This window comes from Pseudonocardia humida, from assembly GCF_023898865.1.
GTDB lineage: Bacteria > Actinomycetota > Actinomycetes > Mycobacteriales > Pseudonocardiaceae > Pseudonocardia > Pseudonocardia humida.
Genome location: NZ_JAGSOV010000060.1, coordinates 25286 through 49716 on the forward strand (window position 1 = coordinate 25286; position 24431 = coordinate 49716).

The following is a 24431-nucleotide window of genomic DNA, read 5'->3' on the forward strand; positions in this document are numbered from 1 at the left end:
CGCCGGACACGGCGTCAGTCGGCCTGGAGAACGAAGAACAGGAAGCACGGGAAGGCTCCCGATGCCCGCTTCTCGAAGACGTCGGGCAACAGTTCACGGGCGCTCGGTGCGGGCGGCGGGTCGCTGATTGGCAGTGATCCGGAACCCCCTCCGGTGAAGGCGTCGGCCATGGCGTGCAGCGGCCGGTACCAGAGGCTCAGCACGGCGGTCTACCCGTTGACGGTGAGTTCGTAGGAGTACTCACGTGTCGCGAAGTAGTCGGCACCGGGCTCGGCCAGCATCTGGACGACGAAAAGGGGCCTCGACGGACGCGATCAGCCGCCCAGCGGGCCTCAGCACGCGCCGCAGTTCGGCCAGCGGTGCCGTCCAGTCCTCCAGGTAGTGCAGCACCAGGGACGCGACGACGTCGCCCTCGACATCACCCGCCACCGAACACGCGCACTCCCCGTGCCGCGACGGCGACCGCCACGGCATCGACCACGCCCGAACCGAACCCGAGAAACGGATTCGAAGGAGCGCACACCATGTCCATCCCCGTCACGTCCATCACCGTCACCGACCAGGACGACGAGAGCACGATGCAGAAGTTCGACACCCCTGCCCCCATCACCGCCGTTGTGAACGTCCCTGCCGGACGCATCCGGTTCGTCGCCACCGACCGCGCCGACACCACCGTCGAGGTCCTGCCCGCCGACCCGGCCAGGAGCCGCGACGCCCGGACCGCTGAGCAGACCGCCGTCGCCTACGCCGACGCAGTCCTGCGGATCCACACCCCCGAGCCCGCGAACCGGATCTCCGGGCCCTCCGGGTCCCTGGAGATCACCGTCGAGCTGCCTGCCGGCTCCCGCGTCGAGGGCAGGGCAGCCGGCGCCGAGCTCCGCGGTGTCGGCCGCCTCGGCGACATCGCCTTCGCGGGCGCCTACCGCCAGATCAGCATCGACGAGGCCGCGAGCGTCCGCCTCACCGCGATCGACGGCGATGTCGAGGTCGGTCGGCTCAACGGTCCCGCGGAGATCAGCACCGAGAGGGGCGACATCCGGATCACCGAGGCCGTGCACGGCACGGTCGTACTCCGCACCCGATCCGGCGACATCTCGGTCGTCGCCGCCGACGGCGTGTCGGCCGCCCTGGACGCCGGCACCGGCCACGGCCGCGTCAGCAACGCCTTCAAGAACGACGGCACCGCCGAACTCGACGTCCGCGCCACCACCGCCTACGGCGACATCACCGCCCGCAGCCTCTGACCCGCAACTCTCCGAGGAGTACACAAACCATGTCCATCACCGTTACCAACCAGGACGAGCTCGCCGCGCGGACCGGGCCGGACCGCCCGGAGCTGCGGAGGACCATCCGGGAGGTCGTCGACTCCGGATTCGTCGGGGTGCAGGTGCGCGTGCACGACGAGCGGGGCGGGTGGGTCGGCAGCGCCGGGGTGGCCGAGCTGGGTGGGACCGCGAAGCCGCCGGTCGACGGGCACGTCCGCATCGGCAGCAACACCAAGACCTTCACCGCGACCCTGGTGCTGCAACTGGTGGCCGAGGGCAAGATCGGACTGGACAGCCCGGCGGATGACTACCTGCCCGAGTTCGGGCTGGACCGGTCGATCACGGTGCGGATGCTGCTGCAGCACACCAGCGGGGTGTTCAACTTCACCGGCGAGTACTACGACGACGGGACGGTCGTACCGGGGATCCCCTGGCAGGGCCAGGAGTGGGTGGACAACCGGTTCACGACCTACCGGCCGGAGGAGCTGGTACGGCTGGCGTTGTCCAAGCCGGCGCGGTTCGAGCCGGGGACGGACTGGAGCTACTCCAACACCAACTACGTGCTGGCCAGGCTGCTGATCGAGAAGGTCACCGGCCACTCACTCGCCGAGGAGATGCAGCGGCTGATCCTGGGGCCACTCGGGTTGTCGGGCACCGTGGTGCCGGACACCCAGCCGGAGATCCCCGAGCCGCACACCCACGCCTACTACCGCTATGACGACGCCGACCAGCAGAAGACGGTCGACGTCACCCGCCAGAACCCCTCCTGGATCTCCAGCGGCGGAGACATGATCTCGACCACCCAGGACCTCCACACGTTCATCTCCGCGCTCATGGGCGGAACCCTCCTGCCGGCCCCACTGCTGGCCGAGATGTGCACACCGCATCCCAAGGCCGGCTACGGCCTGGGGGTGTTCGTGCAGGACACGGCCTGCGGCGGCACCGTCATCACCCACAACGGCGGCATCGCCGGCCACGCGGCCCTGATGTACAGCACACCCGACGGCAGCAAGACCCTGACCGCCTCGCTGAACTACGTGGACGACGCCGCGATGTCCCTGGCCGGCGCGTTCCAGAAGGCGATGCAGAGGCTCGTCGAGGAGGTGTTCTGCGGCGGGCAGGCCGGATCGACCGACGAGGCGACCGAGCCGGCTCAGCCGACGGGCTGAGCACTCGGACCGTCACCCAGCGGAGGTGCGGTCGGATCCCGGCGGGGGCCGGCGAGCAGCGCCATGTCGGCGAGCTGCCCCACCGGCACCATCAGGTGTGCGGCATCGCCGAGCAGCGTGACGCCTGGCGCCCACGGCCAGAACCGTGGGTCCTGACCGAACGGCTCGATCGGCCGCACCCGGGCGTCGGCCGGCTCGTCGACGCGGGGTCTCCCTGGTCTGTCGGCAGGTCGGCGCGCGTCTGCGCCCGGGGTCAGACCTTACGGGATCGGGCGATCCAGGCCTCGACGCCATCGAGGAATCGGTCCACGCCGAAGGCGAGCTCGGGAACCAGCCCGTCCTCGTCGACCCCCGCGTACCGGCCGGCGGCTTCGGCGGCTTCGGCGGCGTGGACGGCGGCCAGTGCGGGGTAGCTCTGCGGGTCGAGCAGATCGGCGATCGCTCGTGCCAGTTCGGCTTCCCCGTGGGGGGACCCGCCATCGCCCTGGTGCCCGGTCATGTCCAGGCTTATCTGGGCCAGGCCGCGCACGATCGCGGTGAGGTGCAGGGCCGCCGCCCGCGCCTCGCCGCCGACCAGCCCGGCCGCCAGCAGCGGCCGCAGCAGGCGATCGAGCCAGGCGAGCTGGTTGGGTCCCACCGGTGCGTGGCCGAGTGGCACCCCCAACAACCAGGGGCGAGTCTGGAATCCGGCCCACAAGGCGCCGACCCACTGCCGGACGGCGCGCCGGGGGTCTCCCACCTCGTCGAGTTCGGGTGGCTGCCCGGCCGCGACGTCGGCCGTCACCTCCAGCAGGAGGTCCTTGCTCGGGACGTGGTTGTAGAGCGACATCGTCGAGTAGCCCAGCTCGGTGGCCACCCGCTGCATGGACACCGCGTCCAGCCCGTTCGCATCGGCGATCCGGGCCGCGGCCTGCGCGATCCGCTCCACGCTGAGCTGCGGCCGAGGCCCGCGCCTGCCCGGGGCGCGCCCCGACCACAGGAGCGTGATGCTGCGTCGGAGATCCGGTCCCTTGTTGTCTCGTGCCACCGTCCGCCATCCGTCGTCGTGGCCCCAGTCTAAAACTATGTACGTCATACAGAGATATGTATGCTGTACGTAGTTTCTGGCCGGCCGACCCGTGAACGGACCGTCATGACCTCGACGACGAACGCACCTCGGACCACCCCTGCGCCGCCGCTGGCGCAGCCCTGGTGGCGACGACCCTGGATCGTTCCGCTGCTGCTGGTGGTGGCGGCGTTCCTGGCCTTCTCCGTACCGCCCTACCTGACCTTCGACCCGGCTCTCTCCCGCCTGGAACCGCCGGCCGGCAACGACCTCTACTACCCGTTGCTGGTCGCGCACGTCGTCTTCGGCACGGTGGCCATGACAACGGCCTGCTTCCAGATCTGGCCCGCGTTCCGCAACAGCCACCGCCGCGGGCACCGGATCACCGGCCGGGTCTACGCCTTCGCGGGCGTGCTGCCCGCTGGGCTGCTCGGGCTCTACATCGGCTGGCACACCTCGGCCGGACCCTCCGTTCAAGTGGCCAACCTGGTGGGCTCGGCGCTTTGGCTCGTCGTCACGGTCTACGGGCTGCGAGCTGCCCGGCAGCGCCGCTACGCCGATCACCGCAGGTGGATGGCACGCAGCTTCGCACTCACGATGTCGATCGTGCTGAGCCGGGTGATCAACATCGCGGCCACCATCGTGCTCACGCCCCAGGTGGACACGACCTTCCTCGGCAGCGCCGAACTGATGCAGTACAGCGCCGTGAGCATCGGCGTCTGGCTCAGTCCCCTTCTCCTGCTCCTACTCACGGACTGGCTGCTGGATCGCCGCCGACCCGGCGCCGGCCGCTCTGCTTCTCGTGATGGGAACACGAGGACGGGCGAGCGACGCCCCGAGGCAGGCCATCGCGCCCGGCACCGCCCGCACTAGCACTCCAGCCGCAGATTGTTACGGGATGCCGGTTCGTCGTCGGTAGTGGCTGGTGCGGGCGCGGTGTTGGTGGCGGCGTCGCCAGCGGGACAAGGCCCAGACGAGAGCGGTGTCGACGGGTGTGGGTGTCAGGTGTGCCAGGAGACGGCGGATCTCGCCGAGGGTGAGCGGGATGAGGCCGCTATCAGGTCTTTTGGGGCGATGGCGGCGGTGACGGCGAGGTAGGTGTGGGCGAGCAGGGCCAGGGTGATGTGGCGATACCAGGCGTCGTAGCGGCGGACCTGGTACTGGTCGAGCCCGACCTCGGTCTTCGCGGTCTGGAAGCACTCCTCGATCGCCCACCGCGCCCCGGCGACCCGGATCAGGTCCTCATCGAGGGTGCCGGGCGGGCCGGCGCACAGGTGGTAGGCGATCTCCGGGTCTTGCCCTGCTCGACCTGCTCGGTGGTGAGGATCTGGCGGCGCGCCAGCAGCCAGCGCCCCCAGCCGGGCGGGGTGTGCTCGGACGGGTAGAGCGAGGCCACGGCCCAGTCGTAGAGCCGTTCACCCTTCGCTCCCGGGCCGGCGGAGCGGCGCTTCCACGCCTGCGCGGGTGCCTGGGCCACCAGGTCATCGGCGCGGCGGGAACCGAGGGAGAACCCGGCGTCCAGCGGTAGCGGGACCGACTGGCTGCGCGGGACGGCGACGACGTAGCCGATCTTGTTGTGTTCGCACCAGGTGCGGAACTTGTAGTCCTGCCCGTAGGCCTCGTCCGCGGCCACCCACCCCGCGGGCACACCGGCGTCCAGCGCTCGGGCCAGCATCCGCTGGGCCAACACCGCCTTGGTGGCGAACTCCGCCTGTTCGGGCACCGCCGCCTCTCGCCGTCGAGCGGTGTCGGCGATCCAGGACTTCGGGAGGTAGAGCTCCCGGTCGATCAACGTCCGGCCCTTGGGCGTGGCGTAGGCGAGGAAGACACCGAGTTGGCAGTTCTCGATCCGGCCCGCGGTGCCGGAGTACTGGCGCTGCACCCCGGCGGACTTGAGGCCCTTCTTCAAGAACCCGGTCTCGTCGACGATCAACACCGCGCCCGGCTCGCCGAGATGCTCCACGGCATAGGCGCGCAGATCGTCGCGAACACCATCGGCGTCATTCACTGTGTCGGTGACGACGTCGCGCGAGTCCCGCCCTCCCTGCGTCGCGGGCGCGGCGCGGGCGCGGCGCGGGCACAGTACGGGCACGGACAGTCGCCACGCCTCGCTCACGGCCGGACAGAGCCGGACAGAACAAGATCGGCCCCCCTCCTGTTTCAGCAGGTGGAGGGCCGGTTTCGTGAGGTCAGAGAGGGGTGCCCCCGGCAGGATTCGAACCTGCGACACACGGTTTAGGAATCGGTCGCACTGGCCGGGCATAGTGGGTGACATGCAGGTTCGCTGCTGACCTTCTTGGTGCGGTTGGCATGCTGCGCATCTGTCAGCAGTGGTTCGCCCCACGTGTAGCTCCATGAGCCCCAGCTGAAGCAGGTCGATTGCTCAGGGCCGAGACTGCATCTGGGAAGCCATCACGAAGGCCCCGCCGCCGCGATGGGAGCGTAGCTGTCAACGACTCCGCGCCGAGCGGCGTTCGGGGGAGCAGATCGATGGCCAGCTGAGGGGCTGATACGGCTTGGCACCGCTGACGCCTGCGGAGGTGCTCGTCGAGTACCGGGTCTCCCCGTGACCTGCGTCAGAGACCTCAGCCGGGGCGCACCCCCTGAGCTCGCTAACGGGCGGACGATCACCGAGGTATCGACACGGCGCATCACCTGACGTAACACACTGGCTTCACAGAGCGAGAAGAGGCAGCAGACGCGGACTTGGCGTCTGTGAAGTGAGTTGGTGAGGGTCAGGTTGGGCAATCGTGGGGAAAACGGCGAAACGGAGTCGCAGGAACGGATGGATGACAACGGATTAGAAATTTTCCGGTGGCACACCTTCAATGTACGTTCAATTCTTCCCCAGGATTGGGCCTCCCAGTTGTTGTCCATAGCAGAGCATCACGCCCAGCAGATTACACTCATTCCTGATTCCCCTACTTCGCGGGAAGTGTCGGACGTGACTGAGGTGCCTACTGCCACAGTGGACGGCATTGTACTGAGCCGAGAAGCGCCTTGGCTGCTCGACCTATACCGCGGGCCATTCCGCGATTTGGGACAGACCGTGGTGCAGGAGACCTTGTCTCCCGCGGGCGACCCGAAGATTGCGGCGAATTTGAATGTTCAGACTGGTATCAAGATGCGGTATGAAGCGCATGTCGATACTAACCCACTACAAGGGATGCTTTATGTAACGGATCATCCTCCAGGCGATGGTGGCGAGCTGGTTGTTGCACAAGATGTCCACGCCGTCGGAACGGTAGGAATAGATTCTAACGCGTCTGTCATTTACCCAACGTCCGGCTGTCTCATCTTTTTCGATGCGCGCAGGAATCCGCATTACGTTCGCCCGCTTCGCAGACGCGGTGCTACGCGAGTGGCAGTAGCAATGAACTTTTACACACCTAGTTGCCCCGAAAGCAGTCGACCACCCGATCTGACCACCCACTTGTTCCGCCACATGTAGATGCAGTAGAGTAGGTAATGGAACCGCTCGAACCTCGTTGGGAGCAGCACGATGCCTGCAGTACTCGTACTTGGAGCTGGCCGACCCGGAATTGGGCAAGCCGTCACTAAGCGATTTCTTGAGGATGGGTTCGAGGTCTACGGGACCATCGACAATGAATACGCCAAGGAGGTGGAGCAGTTCTCATTTGGCGAAACGGACAGCCGTCTAAAGCTGAAGCAGTTGGATCACTCGGACCTCACCGTGGTTACCAGTTACATCAACGAGTTGCCCGAGGAGCTTTCGGGCATCGTTGTGGCTGAGTTCTACTTTGCAATGGAAGACCCCGACGACTTCAAGCTGGACGTCTGGAACAAGAGCCTTGCAATTAACCTAACGCTCCCCAAGGTGGTCTATCACTCGGCTCGATCCAAGGTAATTAATGGCGGGTTCCTGACTATTGTCACGAGCACTGAGGGGTTCATTGGATCTTTCGGGGCCCACGCCTACGCCGCAACGAAGGCAGGAGTGCACAACCTCGTCAAGTCAATCGCCAACATCGCCTCTGGATCTATTCGTGCAAATGCTGTTGCGGCTGGATGGATCGGCGGTGTGATGGACACTGACGAGGTCTTTAATATGTCTCGTCGCATCACGCCTCTCGCGCGATTGGGGGATGCCGCGGAGGTGGCGGGTGTCGTTGCCTTCCTCGCTTCACGAGACGCGCAATTTGTTAATGGCTCTACCATTGTGGCCGATGGTGGGTACTCCGGCGTAGACACGATCGCGAAGTTCGAGTTTCAATCCGAGTATCCTGGCAAGTAGACGCAGGCCCAGATACCTTGTAGTAGAAGGTTCGCCGAGACGTGCCCTCACAGTCAACTGCCGCCGAGTTGCGCGTGCTGTTTGCGGAGATCGCTACCGTTGGCGGGCTCGGCCTGCTCCTGTATCTTCTCGATGTTCAGGAATTGGCGCAGATAACTTGGATCATCGGAGCATTTCAGATATTAGGTCGTTATCTGCTCCTCAAGAATATTCGCGAGGAGGTTAAGCAAACTCGGGCGTATGTTGAAGAACGGCTCGACACCATCGATCGGATGACGCAGTTCGTGGACTTGAGCAGGTCGACGGATTCTGCTCAGCTTCGTCAGTTGCAGTCCCTCTACTACGAGATAGTCGAACCAGACTTCGCCAGAGTGAAGGAGCAGATACTCACTGATGCCCAGAACGACCTCGAGCGCCTCGCGCGTCTTAAGCGATCGAACACCCTGGTAACGGGCGAGTACTATCGTTGGCTTCTTCCGATGCTTCGCGACCAGCCATCAGGGGGAGAAATTTGGGCAGTTTCGATGATGCTCGAGTGCGAGTGGGATGACACCCCGGAAGAGCGCGAATTTCTGGACCTCAACGTCGCCGCGGTTCAGCGAGGCGTAACCCTTGCTCGCACATTTGTGGTGCCTCAAGCCGAGATAGAAACGGTTCGCGCGTTACATCCAGTTGCTCAGCAGATCGCCGCCGGTCCGCGCGCAGATATTCGATACGTAACGCGCGAGCGCCTTCGGGCAGTCGATCCTCAACTTTTATCTGACCTGGGGGATGGCCTCATTGCTTTTGACCGCCGAGTTGTTCTAGTTGACGAGCACTCTCAGGATGGCACTGCGAGGGGCTACGTCACCATGAATAGAGGCGAGATTGCAACCTATCGCCGGCGCTTTGATAATCTTCGAACTTATACGACCCGGTACGAAGTGCTCCCGCCGCCCTCCTCATAGGCCGGGTTCGTGCAGCGGCAAAAGGGGTCCGGTATGGGCTATTGTTCGGCAACTTGCTATGGTGACCGTTCGAGACCAGGTTGATAGCGAATGCTAGTTGCGCGACTAGGAACTTGGGTCGTCGCCTACCCGTGGCTGACCGCCTGGTCTCCGTGCGGGGGTGTATTCTAGCCGTTGAGTCGCCAGGCGGAGCCGATGAAATCGATGTCGGGCGATGCGTAAATCAGCATCGGCAGTGTGTGATGACGACCCCAAGGCAGGCGCATAGCCACTATGACGGAACTGGCGACCGACTCTCTCAGTGAGCACTCTGCGCGGCGCTCCTTGGAGCGAGCCGCATTGATTGCCGGCTTACCCGCTGACAACGCCAAGCTCATCCGGTTGGGATCGAACGCTGTGTTCCGGCTCGATCCGACAATCATCGCACGGGTAGCTCCTGACGTCACCGCACTCCCTAACGCTGTCAAGCAGATCGCGGTTTCGCGGTGGTTAGATGCAGTGGGCTATCCGGTAACGCGAGCGAGCCGCATCGCGCAGCCGATTGAGGCCGACGGTCGCGTGGTTACCTTTTGGGAGTCGATCGCGCCCGAGACCACCTACGCACCGATCCGTCAAGTCGCTGTGCTGATTCGAAGGCTGCACGAGCTGCCCCCGCCCCCGCCATCTGTGCAGCTGCCCACGCTGCACCCGTTCGGGCAGTTTGACGTCCCTCTGCCGACGTTCGAGGGCTTAGATCCGGCTGACGCTGGCTACCTCCGTGACCGGTACGCCGGCGCACGGGAGCAGTTCGCCGCGGCGACCTTCCCGCTCGGCGCTGGCGTGATCCACGGAGACGCTAACGTCGGCAACGTCCTGGTCGACGGCGACGGCAACCCCGTCCTGATCGACCTCGATAGCTTCTCCATCGGTCCGCGCGAGTGGGACCTGATCCAGACCGCGTTGTTCGCGGACCGCTTCGGCTGGCACACCGCGGAGGAGTACCAGACCTTCGTCGAGGTCTACGGCTACGACATCACCGAGTGGGAAGGCTACGAGGCGCTGGCCGACATGCGTGAGGTCGCGATGACCGCGTGGATCAGCAAGAAGGCCGCCACCGACGAGGCCGCGGCGGGGGAGGCGCACAAGCGGATCGCGGCCATGCGGTCGGGTGGGAGCCGGCGCGACTGGGGCGCCTACTGACCGACCGGAGCCCAGAGACGGGACTCCCGGACGCCGCCGACAAACTCGCGCACGGACGAGCTCGCCTTGTGCTTGCGCAGCCGCTGCTTGAACTCGTCGACGTAGCTGCGGCAGCGCGCCGAGGACAGGCTCTCGCCGACCTCGATGGCCTTGCCGGCCACGCGACAGCCTTCCTCGACGTCGCCCTCGTCGAGGTGAGCGTCGGCGAGCACCATCGCCACGAAGAAGTCGCTGCGCGCGTAGTCGCCGGAGGCCGAGGCGAGCGCCTTGGTCGCGTAGGCGATCGCCCGGTCCGACCGGCCGAGGTCACGGTGGCAGTGCCCCAGCTCGGCGGCGAGTTCGGCAGCGTCGAAGTAGCTGATCCAGCCGGGGCCGTCGCCAGGCGTGTGGCGCTCGAAGTGCTCGACGGCCGCTGCCATCGCCCGGTCGCACTCCGCGCTGTCGCCGGTACGCGCCAGGGCGCGGGCCTCCATGACGTGGAAGTGCGCGGTGAGGATTGAGACCCCGGCAGCTTTGGTGCCAAGCTGCGCCGCGCGAGCCAGATTCGCGGCATCCCGGTAGCGGCCGAGGAACGCGGCTTGATGGCTCATCGCGTCGAGGATGCTCGCGGCCAACAGCCGGTCCTCGGCGGCGTCGGCTAGGCCGAGGGCCTGGATGAAGTAGCGCTGAGCCAGGCCGTGCAGTCCGGCGTCGTAGGCCATCCATGCGGCGAGCTGCGTCGATTCGCTGGCTCCCGCGTACAGCGCTCGACGGACGTCGGCGGACCCGCCCGCGCGGAGCAGACCCGGCAGCTCGGTGCGCAGGTACTGCACGAGAGCGGTGCGGGCGTGGCCGCCGCCGAAGGTGCTGTCGAGCCGGTCGAAGGACTCGCGCATCGTGCGCAACCGCTCGACGTCCGCGACGCCGATGCGGGTCCGTGACGCTGGCTCGGCGAGCGGACGCTGTGCCCCGACCAGCCACGCCATCGCGGCGTCGGTGCCAGCCGCCAGGTTCGGAGGCGCTTGCACCAGCTGCGCCACACCGGTCAGGTCCGCGTCGAACAGCTGGGCGACCGTGCCGGCGCTCTCGGACGGTTCGTCGGGGTATGCCAGCCCGGCATCCGGTGAGATCGCGCCCGCGGTCGGGAAGCCGAGTTCGTCGAGCGCGACCACGCGGCCGAGCCGGTCGCCGAGGGCCTCCCGGATGGCGTTGCGGGTGTCTTGATCGCGCGGAACCGTGCCATCGATCCACCGGCTGACGTAGGTGTGCGAATAGCTCCGGCCGGCTGCGCGGGCCGTCGCTGAGTTCGTCACCGCACGGGCGAAGCTCTTGCGGCCGACTGTTCCCGCACGATCAAGAAATCCGGCCTCGGTCATCAGCGCCGCGAGGCGCTCGTTCGTCAGCACGACCCTGACCACCCCCGATGCGCGCGCCGGAGTGTCCAAGTGTGCCCCCGAGTGCGCCCTGTCGTGGGCGGTTCCGGAAATCCACTCTGGTTCCTGTACGGCCCGACAGGGCGACGGAAGCAGGGAGGAGGTGCCGAATGCCGAGGTCAGCTGCTATTGCCGGAACCGCGTTCGAGCGCCTCCACGCGGCGACGGAGATCGCGAAGTTCGCGCTGAACCGTCGCCAGCCCGCCGGGCTCGGGCTCGGACGCGGCCTGGCCGCGCAGCACGGTCCCGAGGTGCTCGGCCGGCCAGCCGAGCGCGGTGGACAGCGAGGCCAGCGTCCGAGGCTGGCGGCGGCGGGTGTTCAGCACGTGCACCAGCTCGCGCACCGTCGTCAGCGAGACGCCGGAGCGGGCGGCCAGCTCGGTCATCGTCATGCCGCGCTCGTCGAGGCGATCGCGCAGTGCAGAGCCGACGGCCGTCCAGTCCTGGTTCACACGCACTCCCGGGGTCCCGTGGTGCGCCGAGCGTAGCTAGAGCGCGATCCCGCGTGCGCTTCGAGCGCGGATCGCTGTTGACAAACTATCAATCTACGCTCAATCTGAGCGTGAAGTTGCATCAGAGGGGTGGACGGATGGAGAGGCGACAGAACTCGCCACAGGCACGACCAGGGGAGGCAGAAGTGCAGACAGACCACGACAGGCAGAGGCCGGCGGTCGACCGGCCGTCGTTCTACACGGCCGCGGAGACGGCCGAGATCCTCCGACTCGACGAGTCGACGCTCTACCGGCACCTGCGCAGCGGCTCGTTCCCGGGCGTCAAGATCGGTGGGCGGTACGTGGTGCCCGGTGCGGTGATCGAGCGGATCGTCGCCGACGTCCTCGCGACCGGCCGCTGCGTCAACCTAGGTGACTGGACGCGGCAGTGGCGGCACGAGCAGGTGGCCGCCCTCGCCCAGATCACCGCGCGGGACGTCGAGCTGCCCGGCGGTGTCGCATGAGCGGCAGCGTCGGGGTGCTGATCTTCTTCGCGGTGGTGGGCGCGGTCATCTGCGCGAAGGCGCGGGTGCCGGCGGGTGCGGTGGTGTTCTCGCTGGTGGCGATCGTGCTGTTCATCGCCACGCCGGCGGGTGCGGGCCTGCCGCAGGCAGTCTCGGAGTTCCTGACCGCCGTGAACGACGCGACGAGCCCGGCGCTGACCGACCAGCCGGCCGAGGGTTCGAGGGCCGTCGGATGAGCGCCGGGATGAACACGGACATGCCGACGCGGTCCTGGCGGGAGCGTGCGGCATGCCGGGGTGAGGACCCGGAGCTGTTCTTCCCGAGCGCCGAGTCCGGGACGGCCTACCGCGAGCAGGTCGCGGCGGCGAAGGCGGTGTGCGCGCGGTGCCAGGTGGTCGACGAGTGCCTGGCCGAGGCCCTGGCCCGGATTCCCTACGGGATTGCAGGCGGGCTGACCGAGCACGAGCGCCGGCGCCTGGCCGGGCAGCGGGGCCGGTCTCGCCGCGGCGCGGCGGTAGTCCCGGTAGTGGTCGAGGTGGACGTCGAGGAGGTCGTGCGGGTCGGGCGGCCGGCGGAGGTGACCTCGGCAGGTCGGGCGCTGGTCGCGGCGGGGCGTCCGCTGAGGGAGGTGGCGCGCCGGTGCGAGGTGAGTATGCGCACCGCGCAGCGCTGGGCCGCCGCCTGCCGGTCGGTGCGAGCCGGGGGAATGGCTCTGGTGGTGTTCGGACTGCTGCTGGGTGGGGCGTTCGTGTGCTCGTGCGAGTGCATGACCTGCGCGCTGGGCCAGCACTGCGGCGCATGCCGCACCGGTAGCTACCGCCTCGGCTCGGGTGGGTGGCGGTCGTGACCGACGACGACCTGTCGCCTTCCGCGGCTGTCGCAGCGTCGGAGACCGGTTCGGCGGCATGGCGCGAGGCCGTGCACGCCCAGCTGGCCGCGGAGCCGGACCACTCCGAGTTCTACGCCGTGACCGCCGAGGTGGTCGACACGCTGCGCTCGCTCTCGGGCATGGCCGACGTGCTCGGCCGGCAGATCGCCGGCTACGGCCAGGGCCGGACTTTGCGCGACGACGCCGGCGCCGATCCGGCCGAGCGGCTGGCCGACGCCGGAGCCGAGTTGGAGATGGCCCGGCAGGCCGTCGACTGCGCCGAGCGGGCGGTGAACAGGTTCTGGTCGCAGATCGGCCACATCGGCATCGAGTACCGCCTCACCGACACCGGCGACCAGGACGCCGTCGAGAGCGGGGCGGCCGACAAGGAGGGGGACGGATCATGATGTCAACGCTGGTGGTTCTGGCTGCCCTGCTCGTGGCGGCGGTCGTGCTGTGGCGCCGCGGTGGGCGCGGGCTCGCGGTGCTGTTCGCCGGGCTGGCGCTGCTGCCCGGGTACGTGCTGGTGCAGCGGCTGCCCTGGCCGGGCATCGTGCTTGCGCTCGTGGTCGTCGCCTTGGCCGTGTGGCTGCGGTCCGGTCGTACCGCTGCCACGGTCACCCGTTGGGGCGCCCGTTCCCGCCGCAAGGCCGGCGTTGCGTCCCCGGCCGACGTGCTGCGCGGGGCGAGTTCGGCGGCGATGCGGTCGCGGGCCGGGACGGTGCGCCCGTCGCTGTCGGGGCTGTCGCGGTGGGAGCGGTGGCGGCTGCCGGCCGCGCAGGTCGGGATCGAGCTGTGCCGCACGGGATGGCTGCGGGTGTGGTCGTCGGTCGAGGACGTGACCCTAGCGTTCGGCGGTCCTCGGACCGGGAAGACCGGCTGGCTGGCCGGGCGGGTCATCGACGCCCCCGGCGCCGTGTTGGTGACCTCGACCCGCACCGACCTCTACGAGCGCACCGCCGAGCTGTGCGCGCAGCGGGGGCCGGTGTTCGTGTTCAACGCCGTCGGCCTGGCCGGGCTGCCCTCGACGGTGACGTTCGACCCGCTGACCGGGTGCGTCGACCCGGTGACCGCCGCCGAGCGCGCCACCGATCTGCTCGCCGCCGGCAGCCACGCCGGCGCCAGCGGGGACCGCGAGTACTGGGAGGCCCAGGCCCGCCGGGTGCTGGCCGCCCTGCTGCACGCCGCCGCGCTCGGCGACAAGCACATGCGCGACGTCCTCGGCTGGGTCGCGGACCCGACGCGGGCGCAGCGCGAGGTCGCGGCGCTGCTGCGGAAGTCGTCGGAGCCGGCGTTCGAGCAGGACGTGACGCAGTTCGTCACCACGAACGACCGCACCCGCACCTCCATCACCTCGACGATCATGCCTGCGCTCGGCTGGCTGACCAGTCCCGCCGCCTCCGCCGCGGCCTCGCCCGGGCGCTCGCTCGACATCCGCGAGCTGCTGCGCACCCGGGCGACGATCTACCTGCTCGGTGCGGAGGAGACCCAGGCCGCGCCGCTGGTGACCGCGTTGACCGGGCACATCGCCCGGGAGGCCCGCCGCTTGGCCGCGTTCCAGCCGGGCGGTCGGCTCGATCCGCCGTTGGGGCTCTACCTCGACGAGGCCGCGCTGATCTGCCCCGTTCCGCTCGAAAGCTGGACGGCAGACATGGGTGGGCGCGGGGTGACGATCGTGGCGAATTTCCAGTCCCGCGCGCAGTTGCTGGCCCGCTACGGCGAGCACGACGCCGCCACGGTCCTGAACAACACCGGTGCCGTCATGGTCTTCGGTGGCACCCGCGACCGCGGCGACCTGGAGTTCTGGTCCACCCTGGCCGGCGAGCGCGACGAGCCGGTCCTGACCACCGATCTGCACGGCCGGGTGGCGTCGCGGTCGGTGCGCAAGGTGCCGGTGCTGGCGCCGGCGCAGATTGCGAACCTGCCGACGGGGCAGGTCGTGGTGATCCGCCGTGGGCTTGCGCCGATTGTGGGTCGGGCGGAGATGGCGTGGCGCCGCCGCGACGTCCGCGACCTCGACCGTCGCCGACGCCTTGCCGCTGGGCGGCTGTCGTGGTCCGAGCGGCAGGTCGCCCGGCGCCGGTGGCTCGCTTGGCTGCACGCCGTTGTCGCCCGGGTTGTCGCCGCGGTCCGCGGTTGGCTGGACCGGCACCACTGGGAGCGCCAGGACCTCACCGCGTGGGAGACGCCGCTCGCCCTCGACAGCGGGCGGGGGACGCGGGAGCGGTGCTCGTTCTGCGGTCAGCTGGTCGAGGCAGACGAGGTCGCGGGGCGGGCGACGGGCACGGTCATCTGCCGGGCCTGCGAGTCCGGCGACGACCCGGCCGGGCTCGACGCGCCCAAGGTGCCCGCCGCTCGCACGTCGGTCGGAGGTGCCTGATGGCCAGCCGAGACCGGTCGTTGGACGGGCTGTTGGCGACGTGGCAGGCATGGTCGACGCGCAGCATGTTCACCCGGCTGGCGGAGAAGGCCGAGCGGGAGGGCAACGATGAGCAAGCCGCCATCCTGCGCGGCGTCGTCGATGGCGAGCCCGAGGTCGGGCCGTTGGAGGCGTTGACCGCGCAGCACGAGCTGTCCTCGCTGTTGAACCTGTGGGAGTGGCAGACCGTCCGCGCGGCCCGGGAGGACGGGGCCACGTGGGGCCAGATCGGGAAGGCGACCCACGCCGGCCCCGACCGGGCGCGGCGGGAGTTCCTCGACACCGTCGAGAGCCAGCACCGCTACGGCTACCTCTCCGACAGGGACACCGACGCCCGCCGGGCGGCGGCTGGGCAGTGGACCGACGAGCTGCACGCCGACACCCCGCCGCAGGCGCGGGCCGAGATCGAGCAGGCCACCGCCGCTGGCGACCACGACCGGCTCGATGCGCTGCGCGCCACCTGGTGGAACCCGGACCACCGCGCCGACGCGAGCGCCGACGGCGGGACGGCACTGGACCCACTCGACGACGCCCGCGACCGCGTCGCCGTCGCGCAGGCCGCGGTCGGCGAGACGGCCGAGCAGGACCAGGCCGGCGTCGACGACCAGGCCGACGAGGCGGCTGCGGGGTGTGAGGGATGAGCGTCCCCGAGTTCGCGGCCGGCCGCCCGGATCTGCACGTGGTCGACATCCACGCGCTGGAGCCGTGCACGGCGGTGTCGGCGGCCCGCCAGATCGCCGAGCACGTGGGATGCAGCCGGCAGCAGGCCGAGGCGATGGTGGGCCGCTACCTCGACGAGGTCTCTGACCAGGTCGGCGTCTCGGTGCACCAGTGGGGCCTGGACGCCCACGACCTCGCCGCGATCCTCACCGATAACGGCCACGAGGTAGCCGGCGCCGGCGACCGCCCGGACGCCCTCGACCAGGCGCGCGCCGCGGTCGCCGAGGCAGACCACGCACACCACGCCGGCGCTTCCACCGCCGCTCACGAGCCTGCCGACGAAAACGTGGACAGCGATGCAGACGAGGAGGGGTGGCAGCGATGACTACTGCCGGAATGCCGCCGATCCCGGACGACCCGAGCAGGAGGCGTCCGCCTACCGAGCCAGCGCCGGACGCAGTCGCCGGTCTCGCCCGGGAGGTCGAGGAACTCCGGAAGCGTGTCGACCCGCTCACCGAGCTCCCGGCCCGGGTCGACGCAATCGCCCGGCTGATCGCCCAGCTCGCCGACACCGTCACCAACCTGGCTGCGCGGGCCGACGTCGCCCCGCCGCCGTCGTGGCTGATGCTGCCGGACGACCCGGGCGCCGCACGGGAGCTGCTCGACGCCCTGACGGAGTGGATGGCGCGGGTGTTCCTCCGCTACCCGGACGCCGCCGAGGCCCTGCCCGAGTGCTGGTGCTGGCACCCCGACGTCGTCGAGGAACTGGTCTGGCTCATGCACGCCTGGCTGGCCGCCTACCAGGGCAAGCACGCCTCGGTGCAGCTGGTCGGCGACTGGCACGACCGCCAGCGCCCCGGCGTCGTCCGGCGCATCCGACAGGGCGCCGGCAGCTGCTCGCTGGAGAACCACCAGACCCGCCACGGCTGGACCACCACATCCACCGCCGCACCGACCGTGCCGGCCCTCGACGCGCTCGACGCCATCGCCGGATGGTGGGGCCTGGACCGCGACCAGCCCGCACCAGAGCCCGCCCAGACGGCCACGGGGGTGGGAACGTGGTGAGCTCACCGCGCGGGCCGGTGTCGGCGGCCTACCTCGACCGCCTCGGCGCCCGACTGGCCTGCGCTTACGCCACAGACATCACCGCGACCCGCGATGCCCTCGGCCGCGCGCGGGCTGGCGACACCGAGCCGATGAGCCAGCACTGGTTCATCGCCGAAGCTGCCCCGGATGCGCCGGCGGCGGATCAGACACGGCTTCTGAACCAGTACCTCGGCGCGGTCGAGCATTTGGCCTCGGCCGACGGCTACCACCCCCACGACGACGCACTGACCGGTGGGCCGGCGGCGGCCCGCGACCAGGCCCGCGCCGCGGCGGTGCACCGCCAGCTCGACGGCGCCGACCCCAACGCCGGCGCAGCCCAGCACTCCTGCGGCGCGCGGCTCGACGACGTGCTGGGGGCGACGGACCCGATCGACGTCGCGCGGACGTCGGTGGTCGCCGCCGAGCAGGCCACCGCCCAGCTCGACCAGCTCCTTCGCCTGGCAGTCGACGAGGGCGCGGGCACCACGGACGACGACACGGACGGAGGCTCGCGATGATTACCCGCAAGCCCCACACACCGCGCCCTCCGGTACGGGTGCAGCGGTGTCGAACTAGCGGGTGGCGAATGCCCCCCGGCGCCGTCTACGTCGGGCGGCCGTCGCGGCGGGGCAACCCGTGGTCTGTCGCTGAGCACGGTGCCGCTGAGGCAGTGGCCCGCTACCGGGCTTGGTTACTCGCCGACTCTGCCCGGCTGGCCGTGGTCCGCGCCGAGCTGGCCGGACGTGACCTGGCGTGCTGGTGCCGGCTCGACGCCTCGTGCCACGCCGACGTGTTGCTCGAACTCGCCAACACCACCAGCCCGGCGGCCGGCCACGTGATGCCTCGAAGCGGTAACCGGGCGGTGCAGCCATGAGTGCCGGGTCGAGCCTGGCAGGACGGCTCACGGTCTGGCTTCCGGGCTTGGCCGTCGCGGTCGGTGCGGCGGTCGCCACCGTGCACGGCCTCTACGAGGTCGCCGTCGCTGCGGGTGTGCCCGGTCCGATCGCCTGGCTCTACCCGCTGATCACCGACGGCCTCGCCCTGGTCGCCTACACCGCCACGGCACGGCTCACCGGATCGGCCCGCCGCTACGCCTGGCTCGTCGTCGCCCTCGCCGCCGGGCTGTCCGGGCTCGCCCAGGCGGCCTACCTCGCCGGTGCCGCTGAGCCCACCGCGGTCGACATGCCGCCGGTGGGGGAACAGACCGGTACGAGCGGCTCAGCGGGGTTCGAGGCGGCGCCGGCGCTGCGCTTCGGAGTCGGGGCCTGGCCGGCCGTCGCCGCGGCGATCGTGGCCCACCTGCTGTTCCTCCTGGCCGTCGACCACCCGGCCGCGCCGGCGGCTGCGAACGGTGTCCGGCACTCGGACCCGGTGCCGCAGTCGGCCAACCCGGCAGACACGACTCGTGAGCAGGACACGTCGACGGCCGACCGGACGCACCGTCCGTCGCCGCGGCCGGCCGTGTCGGTGCCTGTCTCGTCCGGCGAGCAGGCCGGCTCGGTGTCCGGCGGGGTGAGCGAGGTGGTGTCCCCTCCGTCGTCCAGCTCCGAGGTGTCTGGTGCGGTGGGCCGCGCCCCGGTGTCCGAGCGTCCGGCGACCGTCTCCGCCTCTCCGGCGCGGGATCGCGCCCGCGCGGCGGCGCTGGCCCACCACCAGCAGACCGGGGCGCTGCCCTCGGTCCGGGAGCTGACCCGGTTGGCCGAGGTCTCCCGCGGCACGGCCGCGGACGCTCTCACGACCCTGCGCGCGACCACCAGGCCCCTGCACCTGATCACCAACGCGGACGCCGCCACCCCTACCCGGCACACCCAGCCGTGATCACGAACTCCACGAAAAACGCCACCGCCATGCCTTCAGCAGCTCCCCATCCAGCAATCAGCACCCAGCTACAGCACTACTCCATTCGCCCCACTCACTACTTCAACCGCCACGACAACAGCAGAAAGATCAAAGCCGCACACCATGGCATCACGATCCGAGGGGTGGTGCCGGCCTCCGGCCGGCAGGTTGCGGCCGTCGGCCGCGGCGGTCCCATAGTTGATCTCTGCAAGATCGTTCTAGTTGCCGAGCGGAGGTGGCCGGCATGGTGCTGAGGATCTCCAGCGGCTACAGCCCGGACTACCTCCTGCGTGAGGTCGCCACCGGGCGCGAGAACTACTACACGAAGGCCGTCGCCGAGGGTGAGCCGCCGGGCCGGTGGTGGGGCGCCGGCGCCGAGAGCCTCGGCCTCACGGGTTTGGTCGACGCGCAGGACATGCGCGCGGTCTACGAACGCTTCCTCGACCCTCGCGACCCCAACTTCCGCACCCCGTCCAAGTGGGCCGAGGTGTCCACCCTCGGACACACCGGACGGCAATACCTGTCCGAGGACGAGGTGTACGCCCAGTTGCTGTCCAAGGAACCGGACGCGCCTGCCGAACGTCGGACAGAGCTTCGGACGCAGGCTGGCCGGGAGGCCCGCCGCAACGTCGCGTTCTTCGACGTGACGTTCAACGTGCAGAAGTCGGTGACCCTCCTGCACACCGCCTTCGAAGCCCAGGAGGTCGCCGCCCGTCACCACGGCCAGCACGAGACCGCTGCCGCGTGGGGTGAGTTCCGGCAGGCCGTCGAGGACTCGATCTGGGCCGGCAACAACGCCGCCCTGGCCTACCTTGCCGAGCGGGCCGGCTACTCGCGGATCGGACATCACGGCGGCGCCGCCGGGCGGTTCATCGACGCCCACGACTGGACCGTCGCGAGCTTCTTCCAGCACGACTCCCGCGACCACGACCCGCACCTGCACATCCACAACGCCGTCCTCAACCGCGTCGAGGGCGCGGACGGGAAGTTCCGCACCCTCGACTCGCGTGCGCTCTACAAGTGGCGTTCCGCCGCGGCGGCGGTTGCGGAGCGGGTGACCGCGGAGCGGCTCACCGACGCCCTCGGCGTGCAGCTGGCGATGCGGCCGGACGGTAAGGCCCGCGAGGTGGTCGGGATCGACCCCGCGGCGATGGCGCTGATCTCCAATCGGCGTCGCACGCTCACGGCGAAGGCCGCCGAGTTGGTCGCCGCGTTCGAGACCCGCTACGGCCGCGCGCCGACGAGCCTGGAGCGCGAGCGCCTCACCCAGCAGGCGACCTTGCTGACCCGCGCCCGGAAGTCCTCCACCGGGAAGTCCCGCGACGAGGTCCTCGACCGCGTCGACGCCACAGTGCGACGCGAGGTCGACGGCGGCCTCGCCGGGGTCGCGCACACCGTGCTCGCCGGACGGGGCGCGGCCGCACGCGCCGGACAGGCGTGGGAGCCGACCGCGGTTATCGAGACCGCGCTCGCCGACGTGCAGGCGAAGCGATCGGCCTGGACGCGCGCGGATCTGACCGCCGCGCTCAACGACGCCTTGCCGGACCACCTCGGACTCACCGCCGGCGCGCAGGTCGCCGAGTTCCTGGAGCGGCTCACCGACGAGGCCCTGCGCCTGGCCGTCCCGGTCGACGCGGCCCGACCGGGCGACGACCAGCTGCCCGGCGAGCTGCGTCTGGCAAACGGCGAGTCCGCGTACCGGGCCCCCGGGGCGCAGCTCTACGTCACCCCGGACCAGCTGCGCACCGAACGCGCCCTGGTCGCGGCGACCGCGCACGGGGACGCCGCGGCGCTGCCCCGCCATGTCGCGGACCGGTTCGTGGAGGAGCTGGCCGAGTCCGGGATCGAACTCGGCGTGGACCAGGCCGCCGCGGTGCGCGGCGTGCTCACCTCCGGTGCCCAGATCGAGTCGCTGGTCGGTCCGGCCGGGACCGGGAAGTCGTTCGTGGTCGGCGCGCTCGCCCGCGCCTGGAGTAGCCCTGAGCTGACCGGCGGCACCCCGCGACGGGTCTTCGGGCTGGCCACCAGCCAGATCGCCACCGACGTGCTCACCGGCGAAGGGCTGACCGCCCGGAATGTCGCCCGCTGGCTGGCCACCCAGGACCGTCTCAGCGCCGGCGCTGGCTCTGGCGGACCGCAGCCGGTCGACACCGACGCGGCCTGGCGGCTGCGTGCCGGCGATCTCGTGGTGGTCGACGAGTCGGCGATGACCGAGACCGCCGCCCTGGCCGCCATCCACCGGCACGTCGAGGCCGCCGACGCCAAGTTGCTGCTGGTCGGCGACCACCGCCAACTCGCCGCCGTCGGGGCCGGCGGCGCGATGGACCTCGCGGCAGCCGAAGGCACCCGCTACGAGCTGGCCGAGGCCCGCCGGTTCACCGCGCCGTGGGAGCGCGACGCCTCCCTGCGCCTGCGTTCCGGGGACGCGTCGGTGCTCGGCGTCTACCACCAGCAGGGCCGGCTCGTCGATGCCAGCACGCGGGAGCAGGCCGAGCAATCCGCCGCCCAAGCATGGCTCGGCGACACCCTCGCCGGCCGCCGCTCGATCCTGCTGGTGGACACCAACGAGCAGGCCGCACACCTGTCCGCCCAGCTACGCGCCGAACTCGTCCGGCTGGGCCGGGTCGAAGAGCACGGCGTGCCGCTAGGGCTGCAGGGCACCTACGCCGGCGTCGGCGACCTGGTCCAAGCTCGCCTCAACGGCTGGGACCTGGCCGGCTACGAGGGCAACCGCCGCGGCCCGGTCAACCGGGAGACCTACCGGGTCGTGGCCGTCCGCGACGACGGCGGCCTCCAGGTCGCGCCCGTCCGAGGACTGGCCGATGCCTCCGACGAGGAGCTCATGGCGTTGCCCGGTCACTACGTCGTCGAGCACCTGGCGCTGGGCTACGCGTCGACGGTGCACGCCGCGCAGGGGCTGACGGTCGACACCAGCCACAGCGTGGTCACCGCGGGCACGAGCCCCGCGGCGTTGTACGTCGGGATGAGCCGCGGGCGGGCGGCCAACGTCGCGCACGTCGCCACCACGGCCGAGGTCGACGACGCCGCGCAAGGCGGGCATCAGCACAGCCAGCACCGCAACCCACGCGCGGTCTGCGAGGCCGTCCTTGACACCGCCGACCTCGCTGAGAACCGGTCCGCGCTGGCGACCGCCGCGGAGTCGGCCACTGAAGCCGGGTCCGTGCGCACCGCTGCCGAGCTGCTCGCCGACGCCTCCCAGCTCGCCGCCACCGCCCGCACCGTCGGCTGGCTCGACCGCCTGACCGCCGAGGGCGCTCTGACGCTGCGGGAGCGGTCGAAGCTGGCCGCCGAGGACGGTGCCGCGACCCTGACTCGAGTTCTGCGTCGTGTCGAGCTGGCCGGCCGCGACGCCTACGCGGTGTTGGCGTCGGCGGTCGGTCAGCGTCCGCTGGACGACGCGCACTCGCCGACGAACGTGCTCTACACCCGGATCAAGGACCAAGGCCGGTTCGACCCGGTCGGCGAGTCCTGGGCGGACTGGACCCCGCGCGTCGACGACCCGGAGTGGCAGAACTACCTCGACGCCCTCGCGCGGGCCGCGGACGAGCGCGCGGCCCAGCTCGGCGAGGAGATTGCCGCGGAAGCGCCGGAGTGGGCGGTCGAAGCGTTCGGTCCGCCGCCCACAGACGCCGACGCCCGCGAGGAGTGGGAGGCCGACGCCGGGCGAGTGGCGGCCTACCGCGAGCTGCGCGGCGTGGAGGACCCGACCGAGGCCCTCGGCCGGGCGCCGGCGGCCGGGCAGATCGAGGCATACGCGGCGTTCCGCGCTGCGTGGCGCGCGGTCGGCCGGCCGGAGGCCGACCGCGACGAGTTGGAGCTGACCGATGGCCAGCTGCGGGTGCGGATGCGCGCCGCGGCGCGGGAGGCGGCGTGCGCGCCGAGGTACGTGGCCAACGAGCTGGCCGGCACCCGGCAGGCCGCCGACACCCACCGTCAGCGCGCCGCGCTCCGAACCGCCGAGGCCGCCGCCACGGCCGATGCCGCCGAGCAGACCCGCCTGCACCAGGAGGCCGCCGACGCCGTCGCTGTGGCAGCGATGCTCGACGCGCAGGCCGAGCAGCTGCAGCAGGTCGACGACGCCCGTGGCGAATGGCTCGCAACCACCGCCACCACGCGCGTCAACGGCGAGCGAGCCGCCGCAGAGCTTGCCGCCCGCCACGTCGACGAGGACCCCGAGCCGGCCGTCACCGCACAGGAATGGCTCGACGCTCACCGCGCCGACCAGACCGTCGAGGATCGGCACCGGCCGATCGTCGACGAGGTCGAGTTCACCGACCACGACACCCACACCCGAACCGAGCCGACGACCATCGAGCAGATGGACGCCGACGCGGTCGGCTACGTCGACGCTGCCCGCCCGGACCTCCGAGACGTCGCCGCCAGCAGGCCGGCCCCGGTCAACGAAGACGCGGTCCGGGTGCCCTCCTCCGACGAGACCGACGCGAACGTGGCCTGGGCCAAGCGCGTGCTCGACGAGGTCAACTCCCGCGCTGCCGAGGACGCCCGCATGGAGGAGGCCGAGCGCAACGCCCAGCTGGCGCGCTGGCATGCCGCCGACGACGTGGACGGCCAGGAGCGCGACGCCGCCGACGGCGCAGGCGACGCGGCCGTCCTGGATCGCGCCGATGCTGGCTAATCAGGTCGGGGAGGAGTGCGCCGACGTGACCGTCACCGGCAGGGGAGGCGGTCCCTCGTGCCGCCAGGCCCAGGCCAGGGTGGCGCGGATTCCTTCGCACCAGCCCGGGCGAGAGGTCAGCAGGCGCGGCGTGCGCAACGCGAGGTTGTCCGCCGCCAGTGCCTCGGCCTCGATCAGCTCCTCGTAGGCGCGCACCTCGCGGCGCGTCACTGGCGCTGCGGCAATGTGAATCCGCCCGTTGTAGCGGCGTACCGTCGTCGCGGCCAACCACCGGCAGGTCACCGCGACGGCGCCGGCGTACCAGTCCGGCTCGCCGCGCGCGCCGCTCTCCTGGTTGAGCTGCTCGGCGGCTCGCCACACCGCGACGAACTCCGCGCGAGGCACGCGCAGGTTGCCCGGCGGGATGCGGGCGACGTGCCGGTCGGTCACCTCCACGCAGGCCAGGGTGACAGCACCAGGCGACGGAAACGACGTCCATCCAGGCAAAGCCGCTTGATCCAGCGGCGAGAGCGCTCCAGGTTCTTGCCGTTTGTCACGAGCCTCGCCCGCCGGCCGGGAAGCCGCATGGGTGCCCCGGCCGGGCCGCCGGCCAGTGTGGTGGTCACGTTCGCGCTCAAGGCCGCGCGCGGCCTAGCGAACTGCCCTGATCGACCGCCTGCGGCGGGGGCCTGTCGG

General features: G+C 70.4%; 24 protein-coding genes and 2 pseudogenes. 19 read left to right on the forward strand and 7 right to left on the reverse strand.

Going from position 1 to position 24431, the window contains the following annotated elements; genetic code table 11:
* Positions 1-14: 14 nt before the first annotated feature.
* Entirely contained in the window at positions 15-203 is a 189-nt protein-coding gene (locus KDL28_RS28000) for a hypothetical protein (RefSeq protein WP_252443311.1), read from the reverse strand.
* 37 nt (positions 204-240) lie between these two features.
* Positions 241-474 carry a class I SAM-dependent methyltransferase gene (locus KDL28_RS42225; RefSeq protein WP_372497093.1) on the reverse strand — a complete coding sequence of 78 codons (234 nt, stop codon included), beginning with the start codon at positions 472-474 and terminating at the stop codon, positions 241-243.
* A gap of 104 nt (positions 475-578) precedes the next feature.
* On the opposite strand from KDL28_RS42225, the gene KDL28_RS28005 reads away from it, so the two are divergent.
* Both KDL28_RS28005 and KDL28_RS28010 read left to right on the forward strand, forming a co-directional pair.
* Positions 579-1244, forward strand: coding sequence for a DUF4097 family beta strand repeat-containing protein (locus tag KDL28_RS28005; protein WP_252443498.1), 666 nt, complete (start codon positions 579-581; stop codon positions 1242-1244).
* Positions 1245-1273: 29 nt separating this feature from the next.
* Positions 1274-2434 carry a serine hydrolase domain-containing protein gene (locus tag KDL28_RS28010; protein ID WP_252443313.1) on the forward strand — a complete coding sequence of 387 codons (1161 nt, stop codon included), beginning with the start codon at positions 1274-1276 and terminating at the stop codon, positions 2432-2434.
* 253 nt (positions 2435-2687) lie between these two features.
* On the opposite strand, the gene KDL28_RS28020 is transcribed toward KDL28_RS28010, so the two are convergent.
* Complete coding sequence (locus KDL28_RS28020) at positions 2688-3362, reverse strand: TetR/AcrR family transcriptional regulator (RefSeq protein WP_252443315.1); 675 nt, start codon at positions 3360-3362, stop codon at positions 2688-2690.
* 204 nt (positions 3363-3566) lie between these two features.
* Here KDL28_RS28020 and KDL28_RS28025 point away from each other — a divergent pair, with 204 nt between their 5' ends.
* A complete protein-coding gene (locus KDL28_RS28025) occupies positions 3567-4352 on the forward strand; it encodes a DUF2306 domain-containing protein (RefSeq protein WP_252443317.1) in 786 nt (261 codons plus the stop codon).
* A 128-nt stretch (positions 4353-4480) separates the two neighbouring features.
* Here the strand turns inward: KDL28_RS28025 and KDL28_RS28030 are convergent.
* A pseudogene (locus tag KDL28_RS28030) lies at positions 4481-5481 on the reverse strand (IS701 family transposase); the annotation flags it as partial.
* A gap of 783 nt (positions 5482-6264) precedes the next feature.
* On the opposite strand from KDL28_RS28030, the gene KDL28_RS28035 reads away from it, so the two are divergent.
* From KDL28_RS28035 to KDL28_RS28050, 4 genes are all read left to right on the forward strand, one after another.
* On the forward strand, positions 6265-6930 hold the full coding sequence (locus KDL28_RS28035; protein WP_252443319.1) for a 2OG-Fe(II) oxygenase: 666 nt from the start codon (positions 6265-6267) through the stop codon (positions 6928-6930).
* A 51-nt stretch (positions 6931-6981) separates the two neighbouring features.
* Positions 6982-7734 (forward strand): SDR family NAD(P)-dependent oxidoreductase, encoded by a 753-nt coding sequence (locus KDL28_RS28040; protein ID WP_252443321.1) that lies wholly within the window; start codon positions 6982-6984, stop codon positions 7732-7734.
* Positions 7735-7775: 41 nt separating this feature from the next.
* Positions 7776-8681 (forward strand): hypothetical protein, encoded by a 906-nt coding sequence (locus KDL28_RS28045; protein ID WP_252443323.1) that lies wholly within the window; start codon positions 7776-7778, stop codon positions 8679-8681.
* A gap of 273 nt (positions 8682-8954) precedes the next feature.
* Entirely contained in the window at positions 8955-9860 is a 906-nt protein-coding gene (locus tag KDL28_RS28050) for a phosphotransferase family protein (protein ID WP_252443325.1), read from the forward strand.
* Here KDL28_RS28050 and KDL28_RS28055 read toward each other — a convergent pair.
* Positions 9854-11245, reverse strand: a complete 1392-nt coding sequence (locus KDL28_RS28055) for an NsdA family TPR-like regulatory protein (RefSeq protein WP_252443327.1) — start codon at positions 11243-11245, stop codon at positions 9854-9856. The two genes, KDL28_RS28050 and KDL28_RS28055, sit on opposite strands and share 7 nt — an antisense overlap.
* 146 nt (positions 11246-11391) lie before the next feature.
* Positions 11392-11730: a helix-turn-helix domain-containing protein gene (locus KDL28_RS28060; protein WP_504967686.1), complete on the reverse strand. Its 339-nt coding sequence runs from the start codon at positions 11728-11730 to the stop codon at positions 11392-11394.
* Positions 11731-11909: 179 nt separating this feature from the next.
* Here KDL28_RS28060 and KDL28_RS28065 point away from each other — a divergent pair, with 179 nt between their 5' ends.
* The 12 genes and pseudogenes from KDL28_RS28065 to mobF all read left to right on the forward strand — a co-directional run bounded on the left by KDL28_RS28065 (position 11910) and on the right by mobF (position 23756).
* Positions 11910-12227, forward strand: coding sequence for a helix-turn-helix domain-containing protein (locus KDL28_RS28065; protein ID WP_252443331.1), 318 nt, complete (start codon positions 11910-11912; stop codon positions 12225-12227).
* The gene (locus KDL28_RS28070) at positions 12224-12463 is read left to right on the forward strand and encodes a hypothetical protein (RefSeq protein WP_252443333.1); all 240 of its coding nucleotides are present in this window, start codon (positions 12224-12226) and stop codon (positions 12461-12463) included. The genes KDL28_RS28065 and KDL28_RS28070 overlap by 4 nt, the downstream gene beginning before the upstream one ends.
* Before the next feature lie 20 nt (positions 12464-12483).
* Positions 12484-12723 (forward strand): annotated as a pseudogene (locus tag KDL28_RS28075) (WhiB family transcriptional regulator); the annotation flags it as partial.
* A 347-nt stretch (positions 12724-13070) separates the two neighbouring features.
* Positions 13071-13502, forward strand: coding sequence for a hypothetical protein (locus tag KDL28_RS28080; RefSeq protein WP_252443335.1), 432 nt, complete (start codon positions 13071-13073; stop codon positions 13500-13502).
* Positions 13503-13513: 11 nt separating this feature from the next.
* Complete coding sequence (locus KDL28_RS28085; protein WP_252443337.1) at positions 13514-15475, forward strand: type IV secretory system conjugative DNA transfer family protein; 1962 nt, start codon at positions 13514-13516, stop codon at positions 15473-15475.
* Positions 15475-16155: a hypothetical protein gene (locus KDL28_RS28090; protein WP_252443339.1), complete on the forward strand. Its 681-nt coding sequence runs from the start codon at positions 15475-15477 to the stop codon at positions 16153-16155. Before KDL28_RS28085 ends, KDL28_RS28090 begins: the two co-directional genes overlap by 1 nt.
* Positions 16152-16559 carry a hypothetical protein gene (locus KDL28_RS28095; protein ID WP_252443341.1) on the forward strand — a complete coding sequence of 136 codons (408 nt, stop codon included), beginning with the start codon at positions 16152-16154 and terminating at the stop codon, positions 16557-16559. The genes KDL28_RS28090 and KDL28_RS28095 overlap by 4 nt, the downstream gene beginning before the upstream one ends.
* Positions 16556-17239 carry a hypothetical protein gene (locus tag KDL28_RS28100; protein ID WP_252443343.1) on the forward strand — a complete coding sequence of 228 codons (684 nt, stop codon included), beginning with the start codon at positions 16556-16558 and terminating at the stop codon, positions 17237-17239. Before KDL28_RS28095 ends, KDL28_RS28100 begins: the two co-directional genes overlap by 4 nt.
* Positions 17236-17778 carry a hypothetical protein gene (locus KDL28_RS28105; RefSeq protein WP_252443345.1) on the forward strand — a complete coding sequence of 181 codons (543 nt, stop codon included), beginning with the start codon at positions 17236-17238 and terminating at the stop codon, positions 17776-17778. Before KDL28_RS28100 ends, KDL28_RS28105 begins: the two co-directional genes overlap by 4 nt.
* Before the next feature lie 68 nt (positions 17779-17846).
* A complete protein-coding gene (locus KDL28_RS28110; RefSeq protein WP_252443347.1) occupies positions 17847-18134 on the forward strand; it encodes a DUF4326 domain-containing protein in 288 nt (95 codons plus the stop codon).
* Between the two features lie 47 nt (positions 18135-18181).
* Positions 18182-19078 carry a DUF2637 domain-containing protein gene (locus KDL28_RS28115; RefSeq protein ID WP_252443349.1) on the forward strand — a complete coding sequence of 299 codons (897 nt, stop codon included), beginning with the start codon at positions 18182-18184 and terminating at the stop codon, positions 19076-19078.
* A gap of 265 nt (positions 19079-19343) precedes the next feature.
* Positions 19344-23756, forward strand: a complete 4413-nt coding sequence (gene mobF / locus KDL28_RS28120; RefSeq protein WP_252443351.1) for a MobF family relaxase — start codon at positions 19344-19346, stop codon at positions 23754-23756.
* Here mobF and KDL28_RS28125 read toward each other — a convergent pair whose 3' ends face one another.
* Positions 23757-24191 carry a hypothetical protein gene (locus KDL28_RS28125; RefSeq protein WP_252443353.1) on the reverse strand — a complete coding sequence of 145 codons (435 nt, stop codon included), beginning with the start codon at positions 24189-24191 and terminating at the stop codon, positions 23757-23759.
* Between the last annotated feature and the right edge of the window lie 240 nt (positions 24192-24431).

What these genes read in the sequence shown, in the direction of transcription:
- KDL28_RS42225 (WP_372497093.1), bottom strand. Translation starts at nt 474, where the DNA reads ATGCCGTGGCGGTCGCCGTCGCGGCACGGGGAGTGCGCGTGTTCGGTG.
- KDL28_RS28110 (WP_252443347.1), top strand. Translation starts at nt 17,847, where the DNA reads ATGCCCCCCGGCGCCGTCTACGTCGGGCGGCCGTCGCGGCGGGGCAAC.
- KDL28_RS28010 (WP_252443313.1), top strand. Translation starts at nt 1,274, where the DNA reads ATGTCCATCACCGTTACCAACCAGGACGAGCTCGCCGCGCGGACCGGG.
- KDL28_RS28005 (WP_252443498.1), top strand. Translation starts at nt 579, where the DNA reads ATGCAGAAGTTCGACACCCCTGCCCCCATCACCGCCGTTGTGAACGTC.
- KDL28_RS28095 (WP_252443341.1), top strand. Translation starts at nt 16,152, where the DNA reads ATGAGCGTCCCCGAGTTCGCGGCCGGCCGCCCGGATCTGCACGTGGTC.
- KDL28_RS28035 (WP_252443319.1), top strand. Translation starts at nt 6,265, where the DNA reads ATGGATGACAACGGATTAGAAATTTTCCGGTGGCACACCTTCAATGTA.
- KDL28_RS28100 (WP_252443343.1), top strand. Translation starts at nt 16,556, where the DNA reads ATGACTACTGCCGGAATGCCGCCGATCCCGGACGACCCGAGCAGGAGG.
- KDL28_RS28090 (WP_252443339.1), top strand. Translation starts at nt 15,475, where the DNA reads ATGGCCAGCCGAGACCGGTCGTTGGACGGGCTGTTGGCGACGTGGCAG.
- KDL28_RS28025 (WP_252443317.1), top strand. Translation starts at nt 3,567, where the DNA reads ATGACCTCGACGACGAACGCACCTCGGACCACCCCTGCGCCGCCGCTG.
- mobF (WP_252443351.1), top strand. Translation starts at nt 19,344, where the DNA reads ATGGTGCTGAGGATCTCCAGCGGCTACAGCCCGGACTACCTCCTGCGT.
- KDL28_RS28050 (WP_252443325.1), top strand. Translation starts at nt 8,955, where the DNA reads ATGACGGAACTGGCGACCGACTCTCTCAGTGAGCACTCTGCGCGGCGC.
- KDL28_RS28040 (WP_252443321.1), top strand. Translation starts at nt 6,982, where the DNA reads ATGCCTGCAGTACTCGTACTTGGAGCTGGCCGACCCGGAATTGGGCAA.
- KDL28_RS28070 (WP_252443333.1), top strand. Translation starts at nt 12,224, where the DNA reads ATGAGCGGCAGCGTCGGGGTGCTGATCTTCTTCGCGGTGGTGGGCGCG.